At 70.2% G+C, this 19,891-nt stretch carries 8 protein-coding genes; all 8 read right to left on the reverse strand.

Going from position 1 to position 19,891, the window contains the following annotated elements; all coding sequences use genetic code 11:
- Positions 1-12 precede the first annotated feature (12 nt).
- From NS4_RS01410 to NS4_RS01450, 8 genes are read right to left on the reverse strand one after another with little or no spacing between them, the layout of a single operon-like run.
- Complete coding sequence (locus tag NS4_RS01410; RefSeq protein WP_063057637.1) at positions 13-4,389, reverse strand: non-ribosomal peptide synthetase; 4,377 nt, start codon at positions 4,387-4,389, stop codon at positions 13-15.
- Complete coding sequence (locus NS4_RS01415; protein WP_063057638.1) at positions 4,386-9,368, reverse strand: non-ribosomal peptide synthetase; 4,983 nt, start codon at positions 9,366-9,368, stop codon at positions 4,386-4,388. Before NS4_RS01415 ends, NS4_RS01410 begins: the two co-directional genes overlap by 4 nt.
- Positions 9,355-10,209, reverse strand: coding sequence for a 3-hydroxyacyl-CoA dehydrogenase family protein (locus NS4_RS01420; RefSeq protein ID WP_245664957.1), 855 nt, complete (start codon positions 10,207-10,209; stop codon positions 9,355-9,357). The genes NS4_RS01415 and NS4_RS01420 overlap by 14 nt, the downstream gene beginning before the upstream one ends.
- Positions 10,206-14,570: a condensation domain-containing protein gene (locus NS4_RS01425; protein WP_245664959.1), complete on the reverse strand. Its 4,365-nt coding sequence runs from the start codon at positions 14,568-14,570 to the stop codon at positions 10,206-10,208. Before NS4_RS01425 ends, NS4_RS01420 begins: the two co-directional genes overlap by 4 nt.
- Positions 14,567-17,419, reverse strand: coding sequence for an HAD-IIIC family phosphatase (locus tag NS4_RS33115; RefSeq protein WP_245664961.1), 2,853 nt, complete (start codon positions 17,417-17,419; stop codon positions 14,567-14,569). The genes NS4_RS01425 and NS4_RS33115 overlap by 4 nt, the downstream gene beginning before the upstream one ends.
- Positions 17,416-18,417 carry a 3-oxoacyl-ACP synthase gene (locus NS4_RS01440; RefSeq protein WP_245664963.1) on the reverse strand — a complete coding sequence of 334 codons (1,002 nt, stop codon included), beginning with the start codon at positions 18,415-18,417 and terminating at the stop codon, positions 17,416-17,418. Before NS4_RS01440 ends, NS4_RS33115 begins: the two co-directional genes overlap by 4 nt.
- Before the next feature lie 11 nt (positions 18,418-18,428).
- Positions 18,429-19,559, reverse strand: a complete 1,131-nt coding sequence (locus NS4_RS01445; RefSeq protein WP_157105833.1) for an acyl-CoA dehydrogenase family protein — start codon at positions 19,557-19,559, stop codon at positions 18,429-18,431.
- Positions 19,556-19,840, reverse strand: coding sequence for an acyl carrier protein (locus NS4_RS01450; protein ID WP_063057640.1), 285 nt, complete (start codon positions 19,838-19,840; stop codon positions 19,556-19,558). Before NS4_RS01450 ends, NS4_RS01445 begins: the two co-directional genes overlap by 4 nt.
- Positions 19,841-19,891 lie beyond the last annotated feature (51 nt).

The following is a 19,891-nucleotide window of genomic DNA, read 5'->3' on the forward strand; positions in this document are numbered from 1 at the left end:
GCGCCGGGCCGCCTACCCGTTCGACAGTGCGGTGATCGCGGATCGCAGGCCGCATGCGAGCGCGGTGATCGTCGTGGCCTCCCACAGCGGTGCGGCGTAGCGGATCTCGCCGTGGATGCCGGCCGGTTCGCCGCCGGGGCCGGTGGCTTCTCCGAGCTGGATGAGGATCTCGAACTCCGCTCGCTGGGGTGGCAGTTCGCGCGGCAGGACCTCGATATCGCCCGCGCCGCCCGCGACCGGGATATCGCGGAAGAACGTGGTGACGATCTGGGGCAGCGGGCGGTCCGGTCCGGTGTGGGCGGCCGTGGCTCGCTCGAACGGGTAGCTCCTGTTCTCGTGTGCTTCCAGGATGCGGTCGCGAATCTGGTCGATCAGTTGTGCGGCGGCCGGTGCGGCGGTGCGGTCGGTGCGGATCAGCACGATATCGGCCGCGCAGCCGAGCATCGTGTCGAGTTCGGGGCGATCGCGTCCGCTCAGTGCCGTGCCGATGACCAGATCGGGTCCGGCGCCCATATCGGTGAGGGCGTGGACGAGGGCCGCGTGCAGGACGGCGTAGGTGGTCGCTCCGCGGCGACGGGCGGTGTCCCGCACCGCGGCGTGGGTGGCCGCGTCCAGGGTGAACGGCAGCAGCGCCGCCGGGTATCCACCGGCAGCGGACCGAGGGTGGTCGACGGCCAGCGGCGGGGTGTACTCCAGGCCGGACAGCAGGTCACTCCAGTACTGCGCGTGGACGGGATCGTCGCCGTGGTCACGCAACCACCGGGCGTAATCGGCGAACTGGACCGGCGGCGTCGGCCAGCCGGGTGCCGCGCCTTCGGCGCGTGCGAGGTAGGCGAATTCGAGTTCGCGCAACAACAGCGCCAGCGATTCGGCGTCACCCGCGCAGTGGTGCAGGATCACGAGCAGAACGTGATGATCGGGCGTCAGCCTGTACAACCGCGCCCGCAGCGGCGCCTCGGTGAGCAGCCGGAAACCGCGGTCCAGCTCCGCTGCCAGCAATCGGTTCAGGTCCTCGACGTCGGTGACCTCGCGGTAGTCGACAGCGTCCTGGTCGAATGCCGCGATCCGCTGGATCGGGCCCGAAGCTGTGAAAGGCAGTGTGGTCCGGAGTATCTCATGCCTGCGAACCACATCGCGGACCGCCGCCCGCACGATCGCCGCGTCGAGTGGACCGATGAGGTCCACAGCAGCGGGCATCAGGTAATCGGCGGCGCCGTCGCTGAGATAGTTGACCGTCCAGAGTCGCTGCTGGCTCGGTGCGAGCGCAATCGCGTCCTCGGGAAGAGAGGCGCTACCGTCGCTCTCCCGATACGCGACGTCCACTGATTCCCGGTCGACAGCGCCGGGATCGCCGCCGCGATCGGCGATGCGCCGTTCCAGCGCGGCGACGGTGGGCGCATCGAGCAGATCGCGCGGACTCACCACGACACCGAAGGTCCGGCTCGCCGCCGCCGCGAGCCGGATCGCGGCGAGCGAGTTCCCGCCGATACGGAAGAAATCGTCCTGCACGCCGACCCGCTGCTGTCCGACGGCATCGGCGAACAGCCCGGCGAGGATCTGCCGACGCGGTGTCCGCGGCGGCTCCGCGGCGGCCGAGGCGGGCATGGTCAACGCGGCGCGGTCGACCTTGCCGTTGGCCGTCAGCGGTAGCGCGGGAATCTGCACGATCACGGCCGGCAGCAGATAAGCGGGCAGGACTCGCGCCAGCCGGGTCCGCATCACCGCGGTGTCGATCGGTTCGGCGGCGACCACATGGGCGACCAGGCTCTTGCCCGCCGCCACCCGGTGCGCCGTGACAACCGCCGCGGTCACCCCCGGCATATTCCGGATCGCGTGTTCGATCTCGCCGGGCTCCACGCGAATGCCGTTGACCTTGACCTGCCGGTCGCCGCGGCCGAGGAATCGCACGGCGCCGTCGGCGCCCCAGCTGCCGTGATCGCCGGTGCGGTACATCCGCGCCCCCGGGGCGCCGAAGGGGTTGGCCGTGAATGCAGTCGCGGTGCGGCCGGGCATCCGGTGATATCCCCGGGCGAGGCCCGCTCCGGTCAGGTAGATCTCGCCGACCATGCCCGGCGGTACCGGGCGCAGCAAGGCGTCGAGAATCAGTACCTCGGTGTGGTCCACGGCTCGGCCGACCGGAATCGCCTCGTCGGGCAGCGGTCCGGTCGGAATCGAGTAGGCGGTGGCGTAGGCGGTGGCCTCCACCGGACCGTAGATGTTGACGATGGGCAGTCCGGGTGCCGCCGCGCGCATCGCGCGCACGGTATCGAGAGGCAGGATGTCACCGGCGGTCGACAATGTGCGCAGCCGGCCGAGGCTATCCGGTATATCGTCGACGAGCACCTGGAACAGCCCGGTCGCCAGCAACGCCGCGGTGACCTCTCCCGCCCGCAGCACCTGGCGGAAGTCCTCGGCTCCGAGCCGGTCCGGTGTCGCGATCACCACGGTGTGCCCCTGCAACAGCGGCATCCAGAGTTCCCAGACGACCATGTCCCAGGCGTATGGCGAATGCATCAGCATCCGTGCGTATTCGGGGCCCGCGGCGATCCGGTCCACCGCGCGCGTCACTATCGCCCGGTGCGTGGCGAGTACGCCTTTCGGTGCGCCGGTCGATCCGGAGGTGAACATCAGCCAGGCCGCCGCGTCGGCGGGTACCGAGCCGGCCGGTGTGGTCGAGACCGGCCCGTCGGACCGCGAAACGCTGCGCACCAGCGCGATATCGTCGACAACGAGTTCGGTGCCGGTGTAGGACAGCATCCAGGCGACACGGTCGGGCGGGTCCTGCTCGTGCAGCGGCACGCAGATCGCCCCGAGCTGCATCAAAGCCAGCGCCGCGACGACCAGTTCCGGGGTGCGCGGTAGGCGCAGACCCACAGGAGTCCCGAGCCCGACACCGTGCCGGGAAGCGAGGTGGTGGGCGAACCGTTGCGCGCGAACCTGCAGCTCGCGATAGCCGACGTGCTCACCCTCGTACCACAACGCATGGCGTTCGGGGTGCCGACGCGCGACCGAATCGAAGACCTCAGCGATACCGCGATCCGTCGCGCCCGCCGGATCCTCGTGCGGGCTGCGCGTCACGGCCACCGCGGGCGCGCGGGTCAGCCGACCGGCGGGCGTATCCGCGGAAGCCGCCGCCACGTCGCTCATCGCGGTCAGGAAGCGGCTGTGCAGACTCGCCAGCGCCGCGGAATCGCACCGATCGGCGGTGCTGTCCATATCGATGCGTGGCGGACCGTCTCCGAGATGGATGCCGATGCCGAATGCCTCGGTGTATCCGGTCGATACCGGTATCGGTGTGGCGACCACATCACCGAAGTAGATATCGGGCGCAGCGGGCAGGATATTGAGCACCGGGCCGGTGATCCGGTGCTCGCCGCCCGGGGACGTGCCGTCGGCGAGCAGGTCGAATCGCCGATAATGCTGGTGGCGCAGCACCGTTCGCAGCTCCGCCTGCGTTGCCGCGGCGAGTGCGCCGATGGACCCGCCGGGGTCGACCTCGACGCGCAGTCCGACGACGTTCGAGGTCATACCGAGCGCGCGCCAGGATCGTTTGGCCGGCACCGGCAGACCGAGGACCACGGTCCGCGCACCGGAATCGGCGTGCAGCAGCAGCGCCGTCGTCGCGGCCAGCAGGGCCGGCGAGTCCACGCCGAATCGCGCTGCCGCCAGCCGGAATTCCCGCCACTCTTTGTCACCGGGACTACCTGAGTGCCGTATCGGCCCGGACACGCCGACGGCGACCGGCGGATGGGCGAACATCGGCGCGTCGGGCAGCCCGGCGAGCCGTTCGGACCAGAACGCACGGTCGTCGGTGAACCGGGGCGAGGCCCGATACCGCCGGTCCTGCTCGACATATCCCGCGACGGTATCGGCGACTTCCGGCGCGGGCTCACCACCGATCAATGCGGTGTAGGCTCGCGCGACCGCCCGGATGAGAGCCAGCGACGCGCCGCCGTCGAGGACGATGTGGTGGGCGCGGAGGGCCCAGAGGTGACCCGCCGCACCGAGGTCCAGCAGATGGTGGTCGAACAGCGGAGCGACGGTCAGATCGAAGGTGGGTAGTGCGGCGCGCAGGTAGGCCAGTGCCGCCTCGACCGGGTCGGCTGCCGCACCGAAATCGCCCCGATGCAGGATCCATTCGGTGCAGTCCTCGATCACCTGACGCGGTTCGGGACCCTCGGTGTCGAGCCGGATGCGTAAGGTCTCGGCGGCCGCGACGACACCGCGCAGCGTACGTTCGAACAGGGCGGGATCGATGCGCCCGCGCAGGTGGATGTAGCCCTCCAGGCGATAGCGATGATCCGCGCCGTTGAGGATGGTGTAGGCCCAGATCTCCTGCTGCGCGACGGTCAGCGGGTAGTCGATCCGGCGTTGCGTCGTCTGCGTCATCTCACTCCGTTCGCGCCGTCGGCGGGCAGGGTCGCGACCCGTTCCAGTTCGGCTTCCAGCCGGGCGATCACCCGGCGCGCCAGATCGTCGTCCAGCAGATCGCGGTGCCAATTCAGTGCCACTGTCAGCCGGTCGCGCGGCCAGACCGTCGCGGTCAGCGCAAACAGCGTGATCTCCCGCGACGACAGATCGGTCAGCACCAGGTCACCCACGGTGATGGGGGTCGGCGCGACGTCGACCGGATACGACTCGAACACCAGCAGTGTGTCGAAATACTCGCGCACCGGAACACCGGCCGCGTCCTCGATCTCGGCCGGACCGAGATGGTGATGGTCGAGTAGTGCCGCCTGCTCGGCCTGCACCGCCCGCAGACACGCGCCTATCGGCTGGTCGGCGCGGCGGCGCACCCGCACCGGCACGGTGTTGATGAACGAGCCGACCATGGCGTCGATGCCGGGGATGCTCGCGGGCCGTCCGGAGACCACCGCGCCGAACACGACGTCGTCGGACCCGGTGAGATCACCCAGCACCGACGCCCACACGTACTGCAGGACGGTGTTCAGCGTGACACCGGATGCGGCGGCAACGCCGGCCAGCGCGGCGGTGCGCGCGGCCGTCAGCGTAACCAGGTGTTCGGTGTGCGACCGCGCCGGATCCCTCGATGCGGCGCCCGGCGCGGCGACCAGGGTCGGCGCGGCGATGTCGTGCAGGGCAGCGTGCCATGCCGCGGCGGCGGGCCCCCGGTTCTGCGCGGCCCGCCAGCGCAGGAAGGTGGCGAACCCGTCGTCCACCTCGCCGGGGCCGGCCACACCGAGCGCGAAGGCGCTCAGCAGGTTTCGCATCAGGATCGGCGCGGACCAGCCGTCGAACAGCAGCCGGTGATTGGTCACCGACAGCACGCAGCGGCGCTCCGCGGTCCGGATCAGCAGGAATCGGATGAGCGGCGGCGTTTCCAAGTCGAATGGGCGCACCTGTTCCGCGGCCAGGACATCGTCCAGTTCGGTGCCGCGTTCGCATAGGTCGACTTCCTCGACTTCGATCGGCGCGGTCGCGACGACGAGTTGACGCCACCGCCCGCCGCCGTCGCGGACGAACGCTGCCCGCAGCGCGGAATGCCGATCCACGACATGCTGGGCGGCCGTGCGTAGGCGTGCGAGATCGGGAGTTCCTTCGCAGGTCAGCACCACCTGGAGGGTGTGGACCTCGGGTCCGTCCGCGGGTGCGAGGTCGGCGAACTTCTCCTGGATCGGTGTGAGCGCCCGGATATCGCACAACCGGCCGTAGTGGTGCTCCCAGCGATCGATCTCGGATTGCCGCAGGCCGGCGGGGGCGAAATCCGAGGGTGTCCACCCGCCGGCAGCGGGATCGGCCGCGTGCCGTGCGAGGGCGCGCAGGACCCTTCCGAACAGCTCGGCGAAGTCGTGGACGCGCTCGGGCCCGATCAGGGTTTCGGGGAACGAGAAGCCCGCGGTGAGCCGACCACCGACCACCGCGGTGTCGATCGCGAGGGCCACCTCGGCAGGTAGGCCGGGGTCGATCGGATCATGGTTGTTCGCGAGGGCCGTGGGCAGCCAGGGGCCGTTCGCCGCGGAGATCGCGCCCAGATACGTGAACGACAATTGAGTGGTCTCGGCCGGCAGGTCGACGCCGGTACCGAAGTAGCGCAGCAATCCGTAGCCGAGGCCGCCCTCGGGTACGGCACGTAGTTGTTCCTTGACGGTTTTCACCGCATCGGCGAGGGCGCGCCCACCCACGATCGCGTCCGCGATATCGATACCTGTCAGGTCGAAACGGCACGGATAGGCTGCGGTGAACCAGCCGACCGTGCGCGCGAGATCGGCGCCGGGCACGAGATCGCCGTGCCTGCCGTGGGATTCCATCCGCACGGGGACGACGGAGCTGTCACCGCCGCGCCACGCGACCATCGCCACGGTCAGCGCGGTCAGTAGGACGGTGTTGGTATCGGTGCCGTAGCGCGGGGGCAGCGTGGTCACGGCGGCGGAGGTCGTCGCCTCGTCGAACTCGCAGACGATGCGGCGCATCGTGTCGGGGCCGTCGATACGCGGATCGAGCCGACGATCGGTGAACAGCGGATCGGGCCCGCGCAGCAGCTCCCTCCATCTGTCCGCCTGGGCGAGCAACTCGACGTCATCTGCTCTGTCGCGCAGAGCGTGTGCCCATCGCCGCACCGAGGTGCCCGTGCCGGGCAACCGCGGCGACCGGCCCGACTCGAGCCGGGCCCACGCCGCGACGAAGTCCGGGATCAGGATGCGCCAGGACACACCGTCCACCGCGATGTGGTGGATCACGACAACGAGCAGCCCGCCGCGATCGCCGCGGCCTCGATCGAGCCAGACACACCGCAGCACGACCCCGTTCGCCGGGTCGAGGCGGCCGATCGCGGCTTCCGTCTCACGAGCGAGGATCGCGGCCTCTTCGACGTCATCGGCCGACGAGATATCGACCCGGCGGAGAACCGACCCGACCTCGAAGGATCCGGGTGGGTCGGCGAACAGGCGCCACTCGCCGCCCGCGTCGCGGTAGAGCCGTGCGCGCAGCATGTCGTGCTGTTCGACGACCGCGCCGATCACCTGTCGCACCGTGGTCGCGGTGATGCCCGCGGGCAGGTCGAGCACCATGTGCTGGGCATACCGGTCGAACGCCACGCGACCGGATGCAGCGCGCTCGATCAGCGCGAGGACGGCGGGCGTCGGCGGCATCTCGCCCACCCCGGCGCCGGGTAGTTCGGCGAGCATATGCCGCTCGGGCGCTCCGGTCGTGGCGACCGTGGCCAGCCCCGCGACGGTGGGCCGTTCGAAGACCTGCGCGGGGGTGATGTGGACGCCCCGCGATTTCGCCCGGGAGACCAGCAGAATCGACATGACGCTGTCGCCGCCCATGGCGAAGAAGGATTCGTCGACACCGACCCGATCCCGGCCGAGCACCTGCCCGAACACCTCGGTCAACGTCTGTTCCACCGGCGTCGACGGCGCACGGTACGGGATGTCCCGTGGCGCCGGTTCGGGCAGTGCCGCCCGGTCCACCTTGCCGGCCGTGGTGGCGGGGAACGCGTCCAGCACGACGATATCGTCGGGCATCATGGCGGCCGGGAGGGCGCGGGACAATTCCGTGCGGAGTGCGTCCGGAGCGCAGACCGCGCCCGCTACCGGCACGACATAACCGAGGAGCCTTCCGTCGGGGCGCAGCGTCGCCACCGCCTGCGCGACCGTCGCGCACGCCGAGAGCGCGGCCTCCACCTCGCCCAGTTCGATGCGCACGCCGTGGCGTTTGACCTGAAGATCGACTCGGCTCCGGTACTCCAGCAGCTCGGTCGCCGCATTCCACCGGACGATATCGCCGGTGCGGTACAGCCGCGCACCGGGTACGAAAGGGTCCGCGACGAAACGCTCGGCCGTACGTCCGGGCTCGCCCTGATAGCACCGCGCCAGTTGTGGGCCCGCGAGATACAGTTCGCCGGGCAGCCCGTCGGGTACGGGGCGCAGCCGCGCGTCGAGTACGTACGCCCGCGTATTCGTGGCGACCGATCCGATGGGTATCGACACCGAAGCCGGCAGGTTCACCGGGTATCCCGTGACGGCGCCGGTCGCTTCGGTCGGCCCGTAGAGGTTGTGCAGCCGCGCGGGGCTCGCCGCACCGAAACGCTGCGCCAGGGCGGGTGTGAGCGTCTCCCCGATGGTCAGCACACGGCGGACGCAGGCCGGAAGCCCGGACACCACAGTGAGGTAATTGCTCAGTGTCGAGGGCACGAACTGGAGGGTCGTCACCCCGTGTGCGGCGATCAGCCGGGTCAGTTCGGCCGGGTCGGTGTGCGCCGACGGCGGTGCGATGGCAAGGGTCGCTCCGGTACTCGCGGGCCAGAACAGCTCCCAGATCGAGACGTCGAAGGTGACCGGCGTCTTCTGCAGGACGGTGTCGGTCTCGTCGAGGCCGATGTGCTCACTCATCCACCGCAGATGGTCCACCACCGCCGCATGCGGGACCGCGACACCCTTGGGCACGCCGGTCGAGCCGGAAGTGAACATGAGATACGCCAGATTGCCGGAGCGCAGGGGCGCGTGCCGGTCGGCATCGTCCAGCGGTGCGCCGTCTTCGTCCCCATAATCCGGCTCGTCGAGGTAGTGGACGGGCACGGCATCGGTGGCGAAGCCGGCCCCGCGCGTGCTCAGGACCAGCACCGGCTGGGCCACTGTCAGGATTCGATTCAGCCGCTCGGCCGGATGACCCGGTTCCAGCGGCAGATACGCACCGCCCGCCTTCAGCACGGCGTACACCGCGACGACCGCTCCGATCGAACGGACCATCGCAACGCCGACCACCGTATCCGGGCCGACACCACGCCGAATCAGACCGCGTGCCAGTCGATTCGCGCGGGCGTCCAGCTCACCGTAGGTGACCGATTCCGCACCGTGCACCAGTGCGATCGCCTCGGGCGACCGGCGCGCGATCGACTCGAAACCGGTCAGGGTGGTGACATACGGGTCCCGGGCGCGAACCGGGCCGCCGCGGCGCAGAATGCGCGCGCGGTCCTCCTCGGCGGTGAGATCGACCCGGGCAACCGGCGTTCCGGGCGCGGCTACGAGTCTCGCGAAAAGCTTTGTGAAAATGGCCAACTCGACCTCGGGCAACCCGACTTGCCACCCGTCGTCGTTGTCGTACACCGCGGTCGGACATTCCGGTCCGGCAGCGGTGGTCGTGCGCTGCCTGAGCAGCGCCCCGACCTGGGTGGCGACGCTGCGGAAGTCGTCGCGTGCCGCCACCGTCACACGGATCCCGATCGCGGTGGTACCGGACCGGTAGCCGACGGTCACCCGGTCCGCGCCCGTCCGGCGATGCGTGTACACCGCCAGCGCGGCCAGCACGACCGCCGCTGTCCCGCCGCCGCTGCGCCGGGCCAGCGGACCCAGCCCCGGCGTCTGCTCGAGCGGGTGGTCGAGTGTGCTCGTCTCAGGGGTAGGCATGGAATCCCCTTCCCGATTTGCGGCCCAGATGCCCGTTCTCGACCAGCGTGGCCAGCACATTCGGCACGCGATAGCGGCCGTCGCCGGTGGTATCGCGCAGCACCGCGAGGGTGTCGGCCACATTGTCGAGGCCGATCAGATCCGCGGTGCGCAGTGGTCCCATCCGATGGCCGAGGCAGCCCTCGAACAAGGCGTCGACCGTGGCGGCGTCGGTTCCGGATTCGGTGACAGCGGCGGCCTCCGCGATGGCGAGCATGAGCACCCGGTTGATGACGAATCCCGGCCCGTCACCGACCACGATGCCGCGTTTGCCGAGTGCGCTCAGGAAGTCGAGCGCCGTGGCCAGGGTGCCGGGTGCGGTCTGCGCGGTGGTGATCACCTCCACCGCCTCGGTCAGCGGCGCGGGGTTCATGAAATGCAGTCCGAGCATCCGCTCCGGCCGGGTGGTGCGGGCGGCCAGGTCGGTTATGGGGATGGCCGAGGTCCCCGACGCGAACACAGCCGACGGCGCACACACACGGTCGAGTTCGGCCAGTACGCGGTACTTGAGTGCGACTCGTTCCGTAACGGATTCGATGACGAGGGTGGCCTCGCGCAGCTCCTCGACGCGCTGCGACCACCTGATGCGGTCGGTGATCCCGGCGAGCTCGCCGGGGCGCGGACCGCGGCCCAGCAGCACGCTCGAACGCAGCGCCGCGCGGATGCCGCGCCGGGCGCGTTCGGCAGCAGTGGGATCGGGATCGACCACGGTGACGGGCATGCCCGCTGCGGCCACGCACTGGGCGATACCCGCGCCCATTGTGCCCGCGCCGACCACGCCGATCCGGTGCTGTGCGGTCACGGGTGGATCTCCTGTTCGTCCTGGAAGGCTTCGATGCCGAGCACGGCGTCGTGCACCGGTTCGTCCGGTCTGTCGATCGCGGCCCGCGCCAGCGCGACCAGTTCGTCGGCGATGGCCTCGGCGGAGGACCGGTCGAACAGTGCGGTCGCGTAGTGCACATGTAACTCGGCGGAGTCGGGCGTCCATGCGAGCGCGAGTTCGGTGTCCGCCGGCGCGACCCGCGCGTGGCCGAGGTACCGCAGGGTCGTCGCGTCGGTACTCGCGGCCGATTCCGGCGGGTCGTCGCGCAATATCCGCCAGGTGGTGTCCGGGCGGACGTTCACGATGACGTCTCGCGCACCATCGGGTCCGTCGGGCATACCGATACGCAACCGGTCACCGCCGCTGTACCAGCCGAGCAGAACCGTGTATGCGTCGAACAGCGCGGTCTCGAAGCGGTCGAGTTCGGCGCGATCCAGTTCTATCGCACGCGTGACCACTTCGTATTCCACGGTGTTCCCGACGCGTGGTCGATCGGTGGGTATCGACGCCGTCACGTCCGGGTTCCGCCGGGGTCCGGCGATCAGCTCCTCGACCGGCGGCGCGCCGGCGTCCGACACCATCGCCGTCAGGATCTCCAGGAACGCGTCGCCGAGCGCGGCCACCGTCTGCGTGGTGAACAGCTCGGTGCTGAACTCCAGGCACGCGCCGATATCGCGTGCGACGCTGTCGGTGTATTCGAAGGTGATCAGCGTCAGGTCGAATTTGGCAGTACCGGTCGGCAATCCGCCGAATTCGTTACTTGCGGCGTGATCGAGATCGAACAGTTCCGCGCCCGCCTCGTCGATTCGCTCCATTCGTGGCGTCACCTGGTGGATGTAGAGCACATCGAACAGCGGTGTGCGCGACAGGTCGCGCTGCGGCGCCACGGCATTGACCACCCGGTCGAACGGGATCTCCTGGTGTTCGAGCGCATCGAAAACGACCGAGCGCACCCGGGTCAGCAGGTCCGGCAATGTGGTGTCGGCGGTGAAGTCGGTGCGCAAGGCGACCGTACTGTTGAAATAGCCGATCAGGTCCTGGAATTCGCTTCGGCCGCGTCCGGTGGTCGGCGTGCCGACGACGATATCGCGCTGGCCGCTGTGCCGCGCGAGAGTCAGATAGAAGGCGCTGAGCAGGACCACGAACAGCGAGACCGAGGCTCGACCCGCCAGCGCACGCAGATCGGTGAGCAGTTGCGCGGGGATGGTGAACGGATGTAGGTCGCCGACATAGGTCTTGCGGTCGGGTCGTGGGAAATCCGTGGGCAGTTGCAGCACCGGCGCGTCGGCCAGCGTGTCACGCCAGTAGTCGAGTTCGTGGTCGAGCGCCGAACTCGCCAGCAGTGCGCGATGCCAGGCCGCGTAGTCGCGGTACCGGATCGGCAGTGGCGCCAGGCGGTGCGGCCGGCCCTCGCGCCGCGCGGCGTAGAGCTCCGGCAGCTCGCGTCCGAGAATCGTCGGCGTCGCACCGTCGGTGACGGCGTGATGGCAGGTCAATTGCAGTACATGGGTATCCGGTCCCACGGTGATGAGCAACACCCGCAACAGGGCGTCGACAGCGAGATCGAACGGCTCGGTGGCGGCCGCGCGCACGAGGTCGCGGGCCGCGGCGAGCGGATCGGGTTCGGCGGAGACGTCGACGCGGCGGACATAGTCGTCCAGCCGATCACGGATGCGCAACACCGCGACGCCGTCCACTTCGGCGAAGTTGTACCGCAGGGTCTCGTGACGCTCGACGAGGTCGTCGAAGGTACCGTGCAGCGCGTCCGGGTCGATCGGCCCGCGCAACAGCTGCACGACCGGATAGTTGTACAGCGTCGTCCGCGGATCGAACTGGTGGTGGAACCACATCCGTTCCTGCCCCGACGACATGACCGGTTCGTCGTGTGCGACCAGAGCCGGGATCGGTGCGCGCGCGGTGCCGGCGGCGCGCCCGGTCGCGAGAAGCTCGGCGAAATCGGCCAGCCGAGGACGCTCGTAGACGTCGAGCAGTTTCGGCCGGAAACCGTAGGTCTCCTCGACCCGGTCCACCAGTTGCACCGCGATCAGCGAATTGCCACCGAGGGCGAAATAGTCGGCGTCTTCGTCTATCTCGTCGTCGGTGTAGAGCAGTTCGGCGAGGGTTCGACGCAGCCAGCGCACCGGATCGGAGTGGTCGTGCGGCGGGACGGGCACGGCGGGCGGTACGACGACGGACGCCGCGGCGCGGGGCAGGTCGACCCAGCAGCCGGATTCGCGCATCGGATGGCCGGGCAAACGTATCCGGCGGGCGTGGACGGGCGCGACGGCCGACCAGTCGAGGTCGACACCGTATTCGTACAACCGGCCCAGGAGTTCGTTCAGGTCGGCGGTATCGGCGGCTGCGGAGACGATCTCGGCGTCCGGTACCGCGTCGGTGATGAGCCCGGCGAGCCTGCCGTCCCGGCTGGGCTCCACGAACACCACGGGCCCTTCGGCCATGAGGGTGCGCACCGCGCCGAGGAGCCGGTCGCCGTCGATGGTGGGCGCCGCGTCGACGAGGTCGGCCGGTTCGACCCCGTCACGGGAGCCGAGCAGGTACCGGGCGGCGAAGCGTGACGATCCCGCGCTCAGCAGTGCCGCGAACCGGACCCCGCACGCGGTGAGCCGTTCGTGCACCGCGATCTGCCCGGCCAGCACCGACGCCGTCGTTCCGGTGGCGGGCAGCTCGGCGGGCAGTGTGGGCGGCTGCGCCGCGACGGTGCCGGCCGGACCCGGTGGGACCGCAGCGGCGTCGGGAGACAGCAACAGCACCACGCGCGGCGCGGTCGGCACGCGGTGCGCGCACACGGCGGCCTTGTCCAGCGACTCGGCGAGTTCCGCCGTGTCCGATGCGGTCACGGCGACCCGGTGCTCGTACTGGTCCCGACCGAGGGTGAGAGTCGCGGCCACTTCGTCCAGCGTGCCATCGGTGCTGCGCACCGCCTCGGCGAGCCGGGCGCACAGCTCGCTCAACGCCTCGGGCGTGCGCGCGGAAACGCCGATCAAGTGGGTGCGGCGCGACGGCGGGGTGGCGGGCACCGGCGGTGCCTGCGACACCACGCAGTGCGCGATACTGCCGCCCAGGCTGAAGGAGCTGACTCCGGCGGCGCGCACCGCGTCACCGCGCCACGGGCGGCTCTCGGTCACCACGTCGATACCGGCGGCCGCCAGGTCGAAGTCGCCGGTCGGCCTAGTGAAGTGCAGCGACGGGAACAGCTGCGCCTCCGACACGCTCAGCACGGCTTTGACCAGGCCGGCGATACCCGAGGCATGATCGAGGTGACCGATGTTCGTCTTCACCGAGCCGATGGGCAGGCCGGGGCCGCCACCGAAAACAGCGCTGATCGATTCCAGTTCCACCGCGTCACCGAGCCGCGTCCCGGACCCGTGGGTCTCGAGATAACCGGCCGCGCGCGGATCGAGTCCGGCGGCCTCCCACGCCTTGGCGATGACGGCGCTCTGGGCGGCGGCGCTCGGTGTGCTGATGGTGGCGGCGGCCGCTCCGTTGTGCCGGGTCGCGCTGCCGCGGATCACCGCGTGGATCGGGGCACCGTCGGCCAGTGCCCGGGCCACCGTGGTGAGTAGCAGGATCGCGCCGCCCTCGCCGTTCACCGTGCCGTCGGCGTCGGCGTCGAATGCGCGACAGACGCCGGTGGGCGACATGATCTCGGAAAAGCTTCCCCCACCCCAGGACGGAGAGCCGTGCACCCGCACGATCACACCGCCGCCGAGTGCGTAATCGGCGTCGCCGCAGCGCAATTCGCGGCAGGCCTGGTGCACCGCCACGAGCGCGCTGTTGCATCCGCTGTCGACACCGAAACACGCGCCGGTGAATCCGAACCGGTGCGCGATGCGCGCCGGGCCCGCGAAGGTGGCGTTTCCGAGCAGGCTCAACGGACCCGGGTCCACCGCGGCGGAGTGGTAACTCGACTGCGCCGCGCTCAGCGTGACGGCGGTGACCGCGCGGGCCAGCCGCTGCGTGGTGTAACCGGCGTCCTCGATCGCGCGCTGGGCCAGCAGCAGGGCGAGCCGCTGCTGCGGATCGGTGACGCACGCCTCCCGGCGGGACATCCCGAAAAAGCGGTAGTCGAATCCGTCGATCTCGGCGAGGTGCCCCATCGGCAGGTAGGTGACGGTGTCGTCCAGGCCGGTGGCGGCGATCCGTTCGCGCGGCATCGGCCCCACCGAATCGCGCCCCGCGGCCAGGTTGGCCCGGAATTCCGCGAGGTCGGCAGCGTCGGGGAAGCGCGCACCGATACCGACGATCGCGATATCGGTGTCACGTGGGCGGGCAGTGGCGTGGATGCCGGGGTCCGGCACGGTGTACTCCTGAGGGGTCACAGCTCGAAAGCTCGAGTGGAGACGGGTACCAAGGGTTCGGCCGGCACCGCGGCGCCGACCGCGAGCGCATCGGCCTGGTCGCGGATCGTGCGCAGATCGAACAGCTGCCCGACGCGCACCGCGCCCGGCCGGTATTGCTCGAGCAGTAGATGCAGCACGACCACCCGGTGCGAGTTGCCGCCGATCTCGAAGAACGAATCGTCGAGATCGAAGTCGTCGTGTTCGAGCGCGGCGGACCACAGTTCGGCGACCTTGCGTTGCCCGGGTGTCCAATCGGCGCGCGAGGGCCCCGGCAGCGGGGGATCGTCGGCCCTGGCCAGCAGAGCGGCTGTGTCGAGCTTGCCCGCCGCGGCGATCGGAATCGTGTCGATCGGCACGAACCGGCCCGGCACCTCCAGCGGCGAGAGCCGTTCGGCGCAGTGCCGGGCCAGTTCCCGGCGACCGGGCGGCGCGGTGCCGGCGGCGGGCACGATGAACGCGACGAGGTCGTCGATCTCATCGCGACCGGTGCGTACCACGGTCACCGCGTGCGCAACCTCCGGATGGGTCTCCAGCACCGCCTCCACTGCGTGTCGTTCCACCCGCGCGCCGCGTATCTGCACCTGGCCGTCGGCGCGGCCGAGATAGTCGATTTCGCCCGCGGTGGTGAGTCGCGCGAGATCGCCCGTGCGATACATCCGCGCGCCGGGTTCGCCGGCGAACGGGTCGGCGACGAAACGGGCCGCGGTCTGCCCCGGACGAGCGGCGTAGCCCATGGTGATCTGATCTCCGCCGACATACAGTTCGCCGATGTCTCCGGCGGTCGTCACCGTCAGCTCCGGCCCGAGCACCCGCGCGGTGTTGCCCGGCAGCGGTCGGCCGATGGGTACCGTCGCGGTATCGGTGACAACGTGCCATACGCAGGTCACGGTCGCCTCGGTGGGGCCGTACTCGTTCATCAGGACGGTGGCGGGCAGCAGTTCGCGATGCCGGGCGGCCAGCGACGAGGACAGCGTCTCGCCCGCGAGGGCGACCACCGTCGGCGCGGCTGCCGCCTCGGCCAGAATCGGCAGCAGCAGCCGGTAGTACGACGGCGTGGCGACGAGGTGACTCACCCGCGACCCGGCCACGAGCGCACCGACCGCCGCGGCGTCGGGCAGCTCCCGGTGGGTCGGCACCACCACGGTCCCGCCCCGGGTGAGGGCCCACGGGCCGAAGAGCAGTGCGGCGTCGGCGGTGAGTGGGCAGGTCGACAGCGTGACCAATGCGCTGTCTTCGCACGGATAGTCGCGTCCGGAGATCATCGCGGCCAGGTTGCCGCGGCTGACCACGACTGCCTTGGGTGCGCCAGTGGATCCCGAGGTGGTGATGACATAGGCGGGCGCCGACGCGGGCGGCGACGCGGGCAGCGGACCGGCCGGTGAGGTCTCGCCCAGCGGTACCAGGGCGGGCCGGGCCGACGCGGGGGCGAGCAGTGCCTCCACTTCCCCGTGCGGTGTAGGGGGTGCGTGCTCGTCGAATATCACAGCGGCACAAGCCAAGTCGTCGACCAGTGCACGCACCTGCGTGCCGACCCGCCCGGGCTCGACCAGACACCACGCCGCTCCTGCGCGTAGTACGGCCAGCATCGCCACCACAGTCCACGCGTCCTGCCGTAGCAGACACAGCACCACGTCGCCGGGACGCACACCCGCCCCGACCAGACGCCCGGCGAGAGCGGCGGTGCGGTCGACGAGTTCACGAAAGGTGAATGTTTCTCCACCGGAGATCAGCGCGCACCGATCCGGGAACTCGGCGGCCCGCCGCAGCAGACCGCCGATCAGATCGCCGGGCGGCGTCGGCGCATCGGCCGACCGCACGAGCACGTGCGCGGTGTGGGGCGCGACTGTGCGCCCGTCGTGACCGAGCAGTACCCGTTCCGGGCCTTGTTCCAGCACGACGAATCCGGCGAAGCGCAGCGTGACGAGCATGACCCGGTTCACCTCGGTCGGCACGAACTCCGCCACACAGCGCTGTCCACGCGCACTCGCCCGCTCGACCAGGTGCGCCAGCAGCGCGCCACCGACCCCGCGCGACATCACCCGGCAGGACATGAGCATCAGCAGCAGTACCGAATCCGTGCCGCGCACCTCGGTGACCGCGAGCCCGATCGCGCCGTACTCGCCGAACCGGTCGCGCAAGGTCGCGATCAGCACCTCGTGGTCGGCATCGGCGCTCAGCTCCCGCAGCTGCCCGATATCGAAGGTGCGCCCGGTCGTATTGAGCTGGTGGGTGCGCACCGTGAGTTCGTGCGCACGGTCCAGGTCCTCCTCACGCGCCCGGCGCACGGTCATCACCAGCCCGAGCCCGAGCAGGAATTCGGCGTTCGAACCGGCGAAGGACTGCTCGCTGGTCCGTCGGCGCGCTTCGGCACGGTAGCGCTGCCTGCGCTCGCGTGCGTCGCGGGTGACGACCGCCGGGCTGAACTCCGCGAGATCCGGTAGATCCGCTACGTCCTCGGCGGTATAGCAGCGCACCTGGGGCAGTGCGGACGCCACCTCGGCGCGTTCGACCGGATCGTTGTCGACGAAGGCGACGGCGTCCAGGCCGATGTTCAGCGACTCCGCGATCCGGCGCACCGCCGACGATTTGGGTTCCCACCCGATCTGGGTCGCGCAGAACATCTCCTCGACCCCGTGCGCTTCCAGATGCGCGAGCGCCGGAGCGGGTTCGCCGCGGCTCGCGACCGCGTGCACGATGCCACGCTCGTCCAGCAGCCGCAGCGCCCTGCGCGCTTCCGGACGCGGTGCGCGGGCGTCGCCTTCCAGCACCACACCGTCCCACAGTGTGTCGTCCAGATCCCACACCAGGCATTTCACGATCGTGTTCACGAAGACATCCCTCCCCGATCGCCGTCCGGCAGGCGACGCAGCAGGCTGGTGCTCCACGCCGCGACCGGGCTGCTGTTCAGTAGCAACAGGTGATCCCCCGGCGCGCGCGTGTGCGCCGCGAGGTCCAGGTTGACGAGCACATCCACCGAGCCGAGGTGGCCGAATCCGGCGAGATTGCGGTGGCAGGCCGGATCGATGCCGACGCCGAGCGCCTCCTCCCAGAAGGCGAACGCGCCGGCCGACAGGTTCTGCATCAGTACCGAACCCAGGTCCGCCAGCCGTAACCCGTTGCGGGACAGTATTTCGTTGTTCATCACGGTGAACCGTTTGCGACTTTCGACCGCGAGCCGGAAGCTGTAGGTGGCCTCGTCGGCGCAGGTCTCGCGCCACTGATCCGAAGGCAGGTCGCGGTAGTCGATCCGGAACAGGTCCGCGTAGCGGCCGTCACTGCGCACCTCATGGTCGACCAGCTGATACCGGCCCCTGTGTCCGGCACCGAGCACCACCGCGGCGGCTCCGTCGCCGAGGATCGTCATCGGCGCGCGATAGCGGAATCGGGTCGGCGCGGTCGCCGCGGCGACGACGAGTACGGTGCGGCACCGGGTGTCCCCGCGCAGCAACGCCGCCGCGAGGGTGAACGCGGCCGAGATCGACACGCATCCGAGCTCGCCGATCCCGGCGACGAACGCGCGATCCGCGCCGAGGCGCTGCTGGAGGCGCGTGGCTTCGGAAGCGAGCAGATAGCGCGGCGCGCGTCCACCGACCACCAGCAGCGCGTCGAGATCGCTCGCCGCCAGCCCCGCGCGGTCGATTGCCCCGCAGGCCGCCTCGGCGGCGAGATCGTGTTCCGCGGCGTCGCCGGCGCAGCGCACGGAGGTGATGCCGAGCGACAGTGCGTGCGCGCGACGAGCGGGCGGTAGTTCCGACAGCTCGGCGAGATCGGCTGTCGCGACGGTGGCTTCAGGAAAAGCGGTCGACACCGGACCGAGGGAGATCATGGGTATCGCCGTCAGCTCTCCGACACCAGGGCCGCCGCGGCGCGGGATTCCCCGACGGACCGCAGCACGAACTCGCCGAGATCCTGTTCGGCGATCTCGCGGGCGCCTTCGATGATCTGCATGACCTTGGCGTCGCGGTAGAAGCGGCCGGCCCGGTTGCCGGGGGCGCAGCCCGCGGCACCCAGCATCTGCACCGCGCGCTCACTCGTCGCGCACGCTGCCCGGGCCGCCGCGTATTTCGCGGCGATGGTGGTGAGGTGCGCGGTCGGCTCGCGGTCGTCGCGGTCACCCGCCGCGCGGGTGCACAGCGCCTCCGCCCCCGCCACGTCCACCCAGCTGCGTCCGAGCACGGCACGCACCGATTGATGGTCGGCGAGACGGACATCGCCCTGGGTCCGGTCGTACGCATGCGCCGCGGCGTCGTTCAGGCACGCCCGCGCCATGCCGGTGCAGCCCCACGCGATCGTGTACCTGCCGTGGTCGAGTGCGGTTCCCAGCACATGCGACAGGCCGAAACCCGCTCGGCCGAGTATGTTCCCGGCGGGCACCCGCGCCGCGTCGAAGGTCAGGTGCGCGAGGCGCGCGCCTCGCATGCCCAGCTGATCGGTCACCGGTTCCACCTGCACGCCGGGCTGATCCATCTCCACCAGCGCGGCGACCGGGCCGTCGTCCGAACGCCCCACCACCAGCACCACATCGGCCAGCGCCCCGAAAGTGACCCATAGCTTGCGGCCGGACACATGTCGCTCGGGCCCGGTACCCGTGAAGCGGGTGCTGATTCCCGAAAGGTCGCTGCCTGCCCCGGATTCCGTCGCCGCGAGAGCCGCGGCCAGCTCACCACCGGTCAACCCGGGCAACCAGTGCGTACGCTGCTCGGGGGTGCCCCAGCGATCGATCGTCGCAGCGACCAGGCCCTGCACCGTGAACAACGAACGCAGCGACGTGCACACCGCGCCCAATTCGGCGGCCGTCCGGCCGGTTGCCGAAGCATCCGCGCCGCGACCGCCGTAACGCACCGGCCGATCCATGCCGAGCACGCCCGCTTCCGCTGCGACGGCGATTATTTCACGCGGCATTCCCGTGCTGTCCCATTCGGCCGCACCCTCGGCGGCGCGGCGCAGTAGAGACTCCAGTCGGCTCACCTGCCCGCACCGAGGCCGGCGGTGGGACCACATTTGCGGGTGACGAAGGCGGCCGCGCGCCGCGCCGTCCGGAAATTGTCCAGATCCAGGTCGTCGATATCGATCTCGATGTCGAAAGTACGCTCGAGATAGGCGACGATCTCCAGTGCCCGGAGCGAATTCACCAGACCCATATCGAAATAGTCGTCGTCCGGTCCCAGCCGGGTGGCCGTGACCACACCGATAAACCGCATCAGCCGCTCCACCAGATCCGGATGCGGCGGGGTACCTTCCTCGCTCATGTACAGCCCGTCCTCGCCTGGATATCACCTGCCGGATATCCAGGCGAAAAG

The organism is Nocardia sienata NBRC 100364, from assembly GCF_001613205.1.
GTDB classification, from domain to species: domain Bacteria; phylum Actinomycetota; class Actinomycetes; order Mycobacteriales; family Mycobacteriaceae; genus Nocardia; species Nocardia sienata.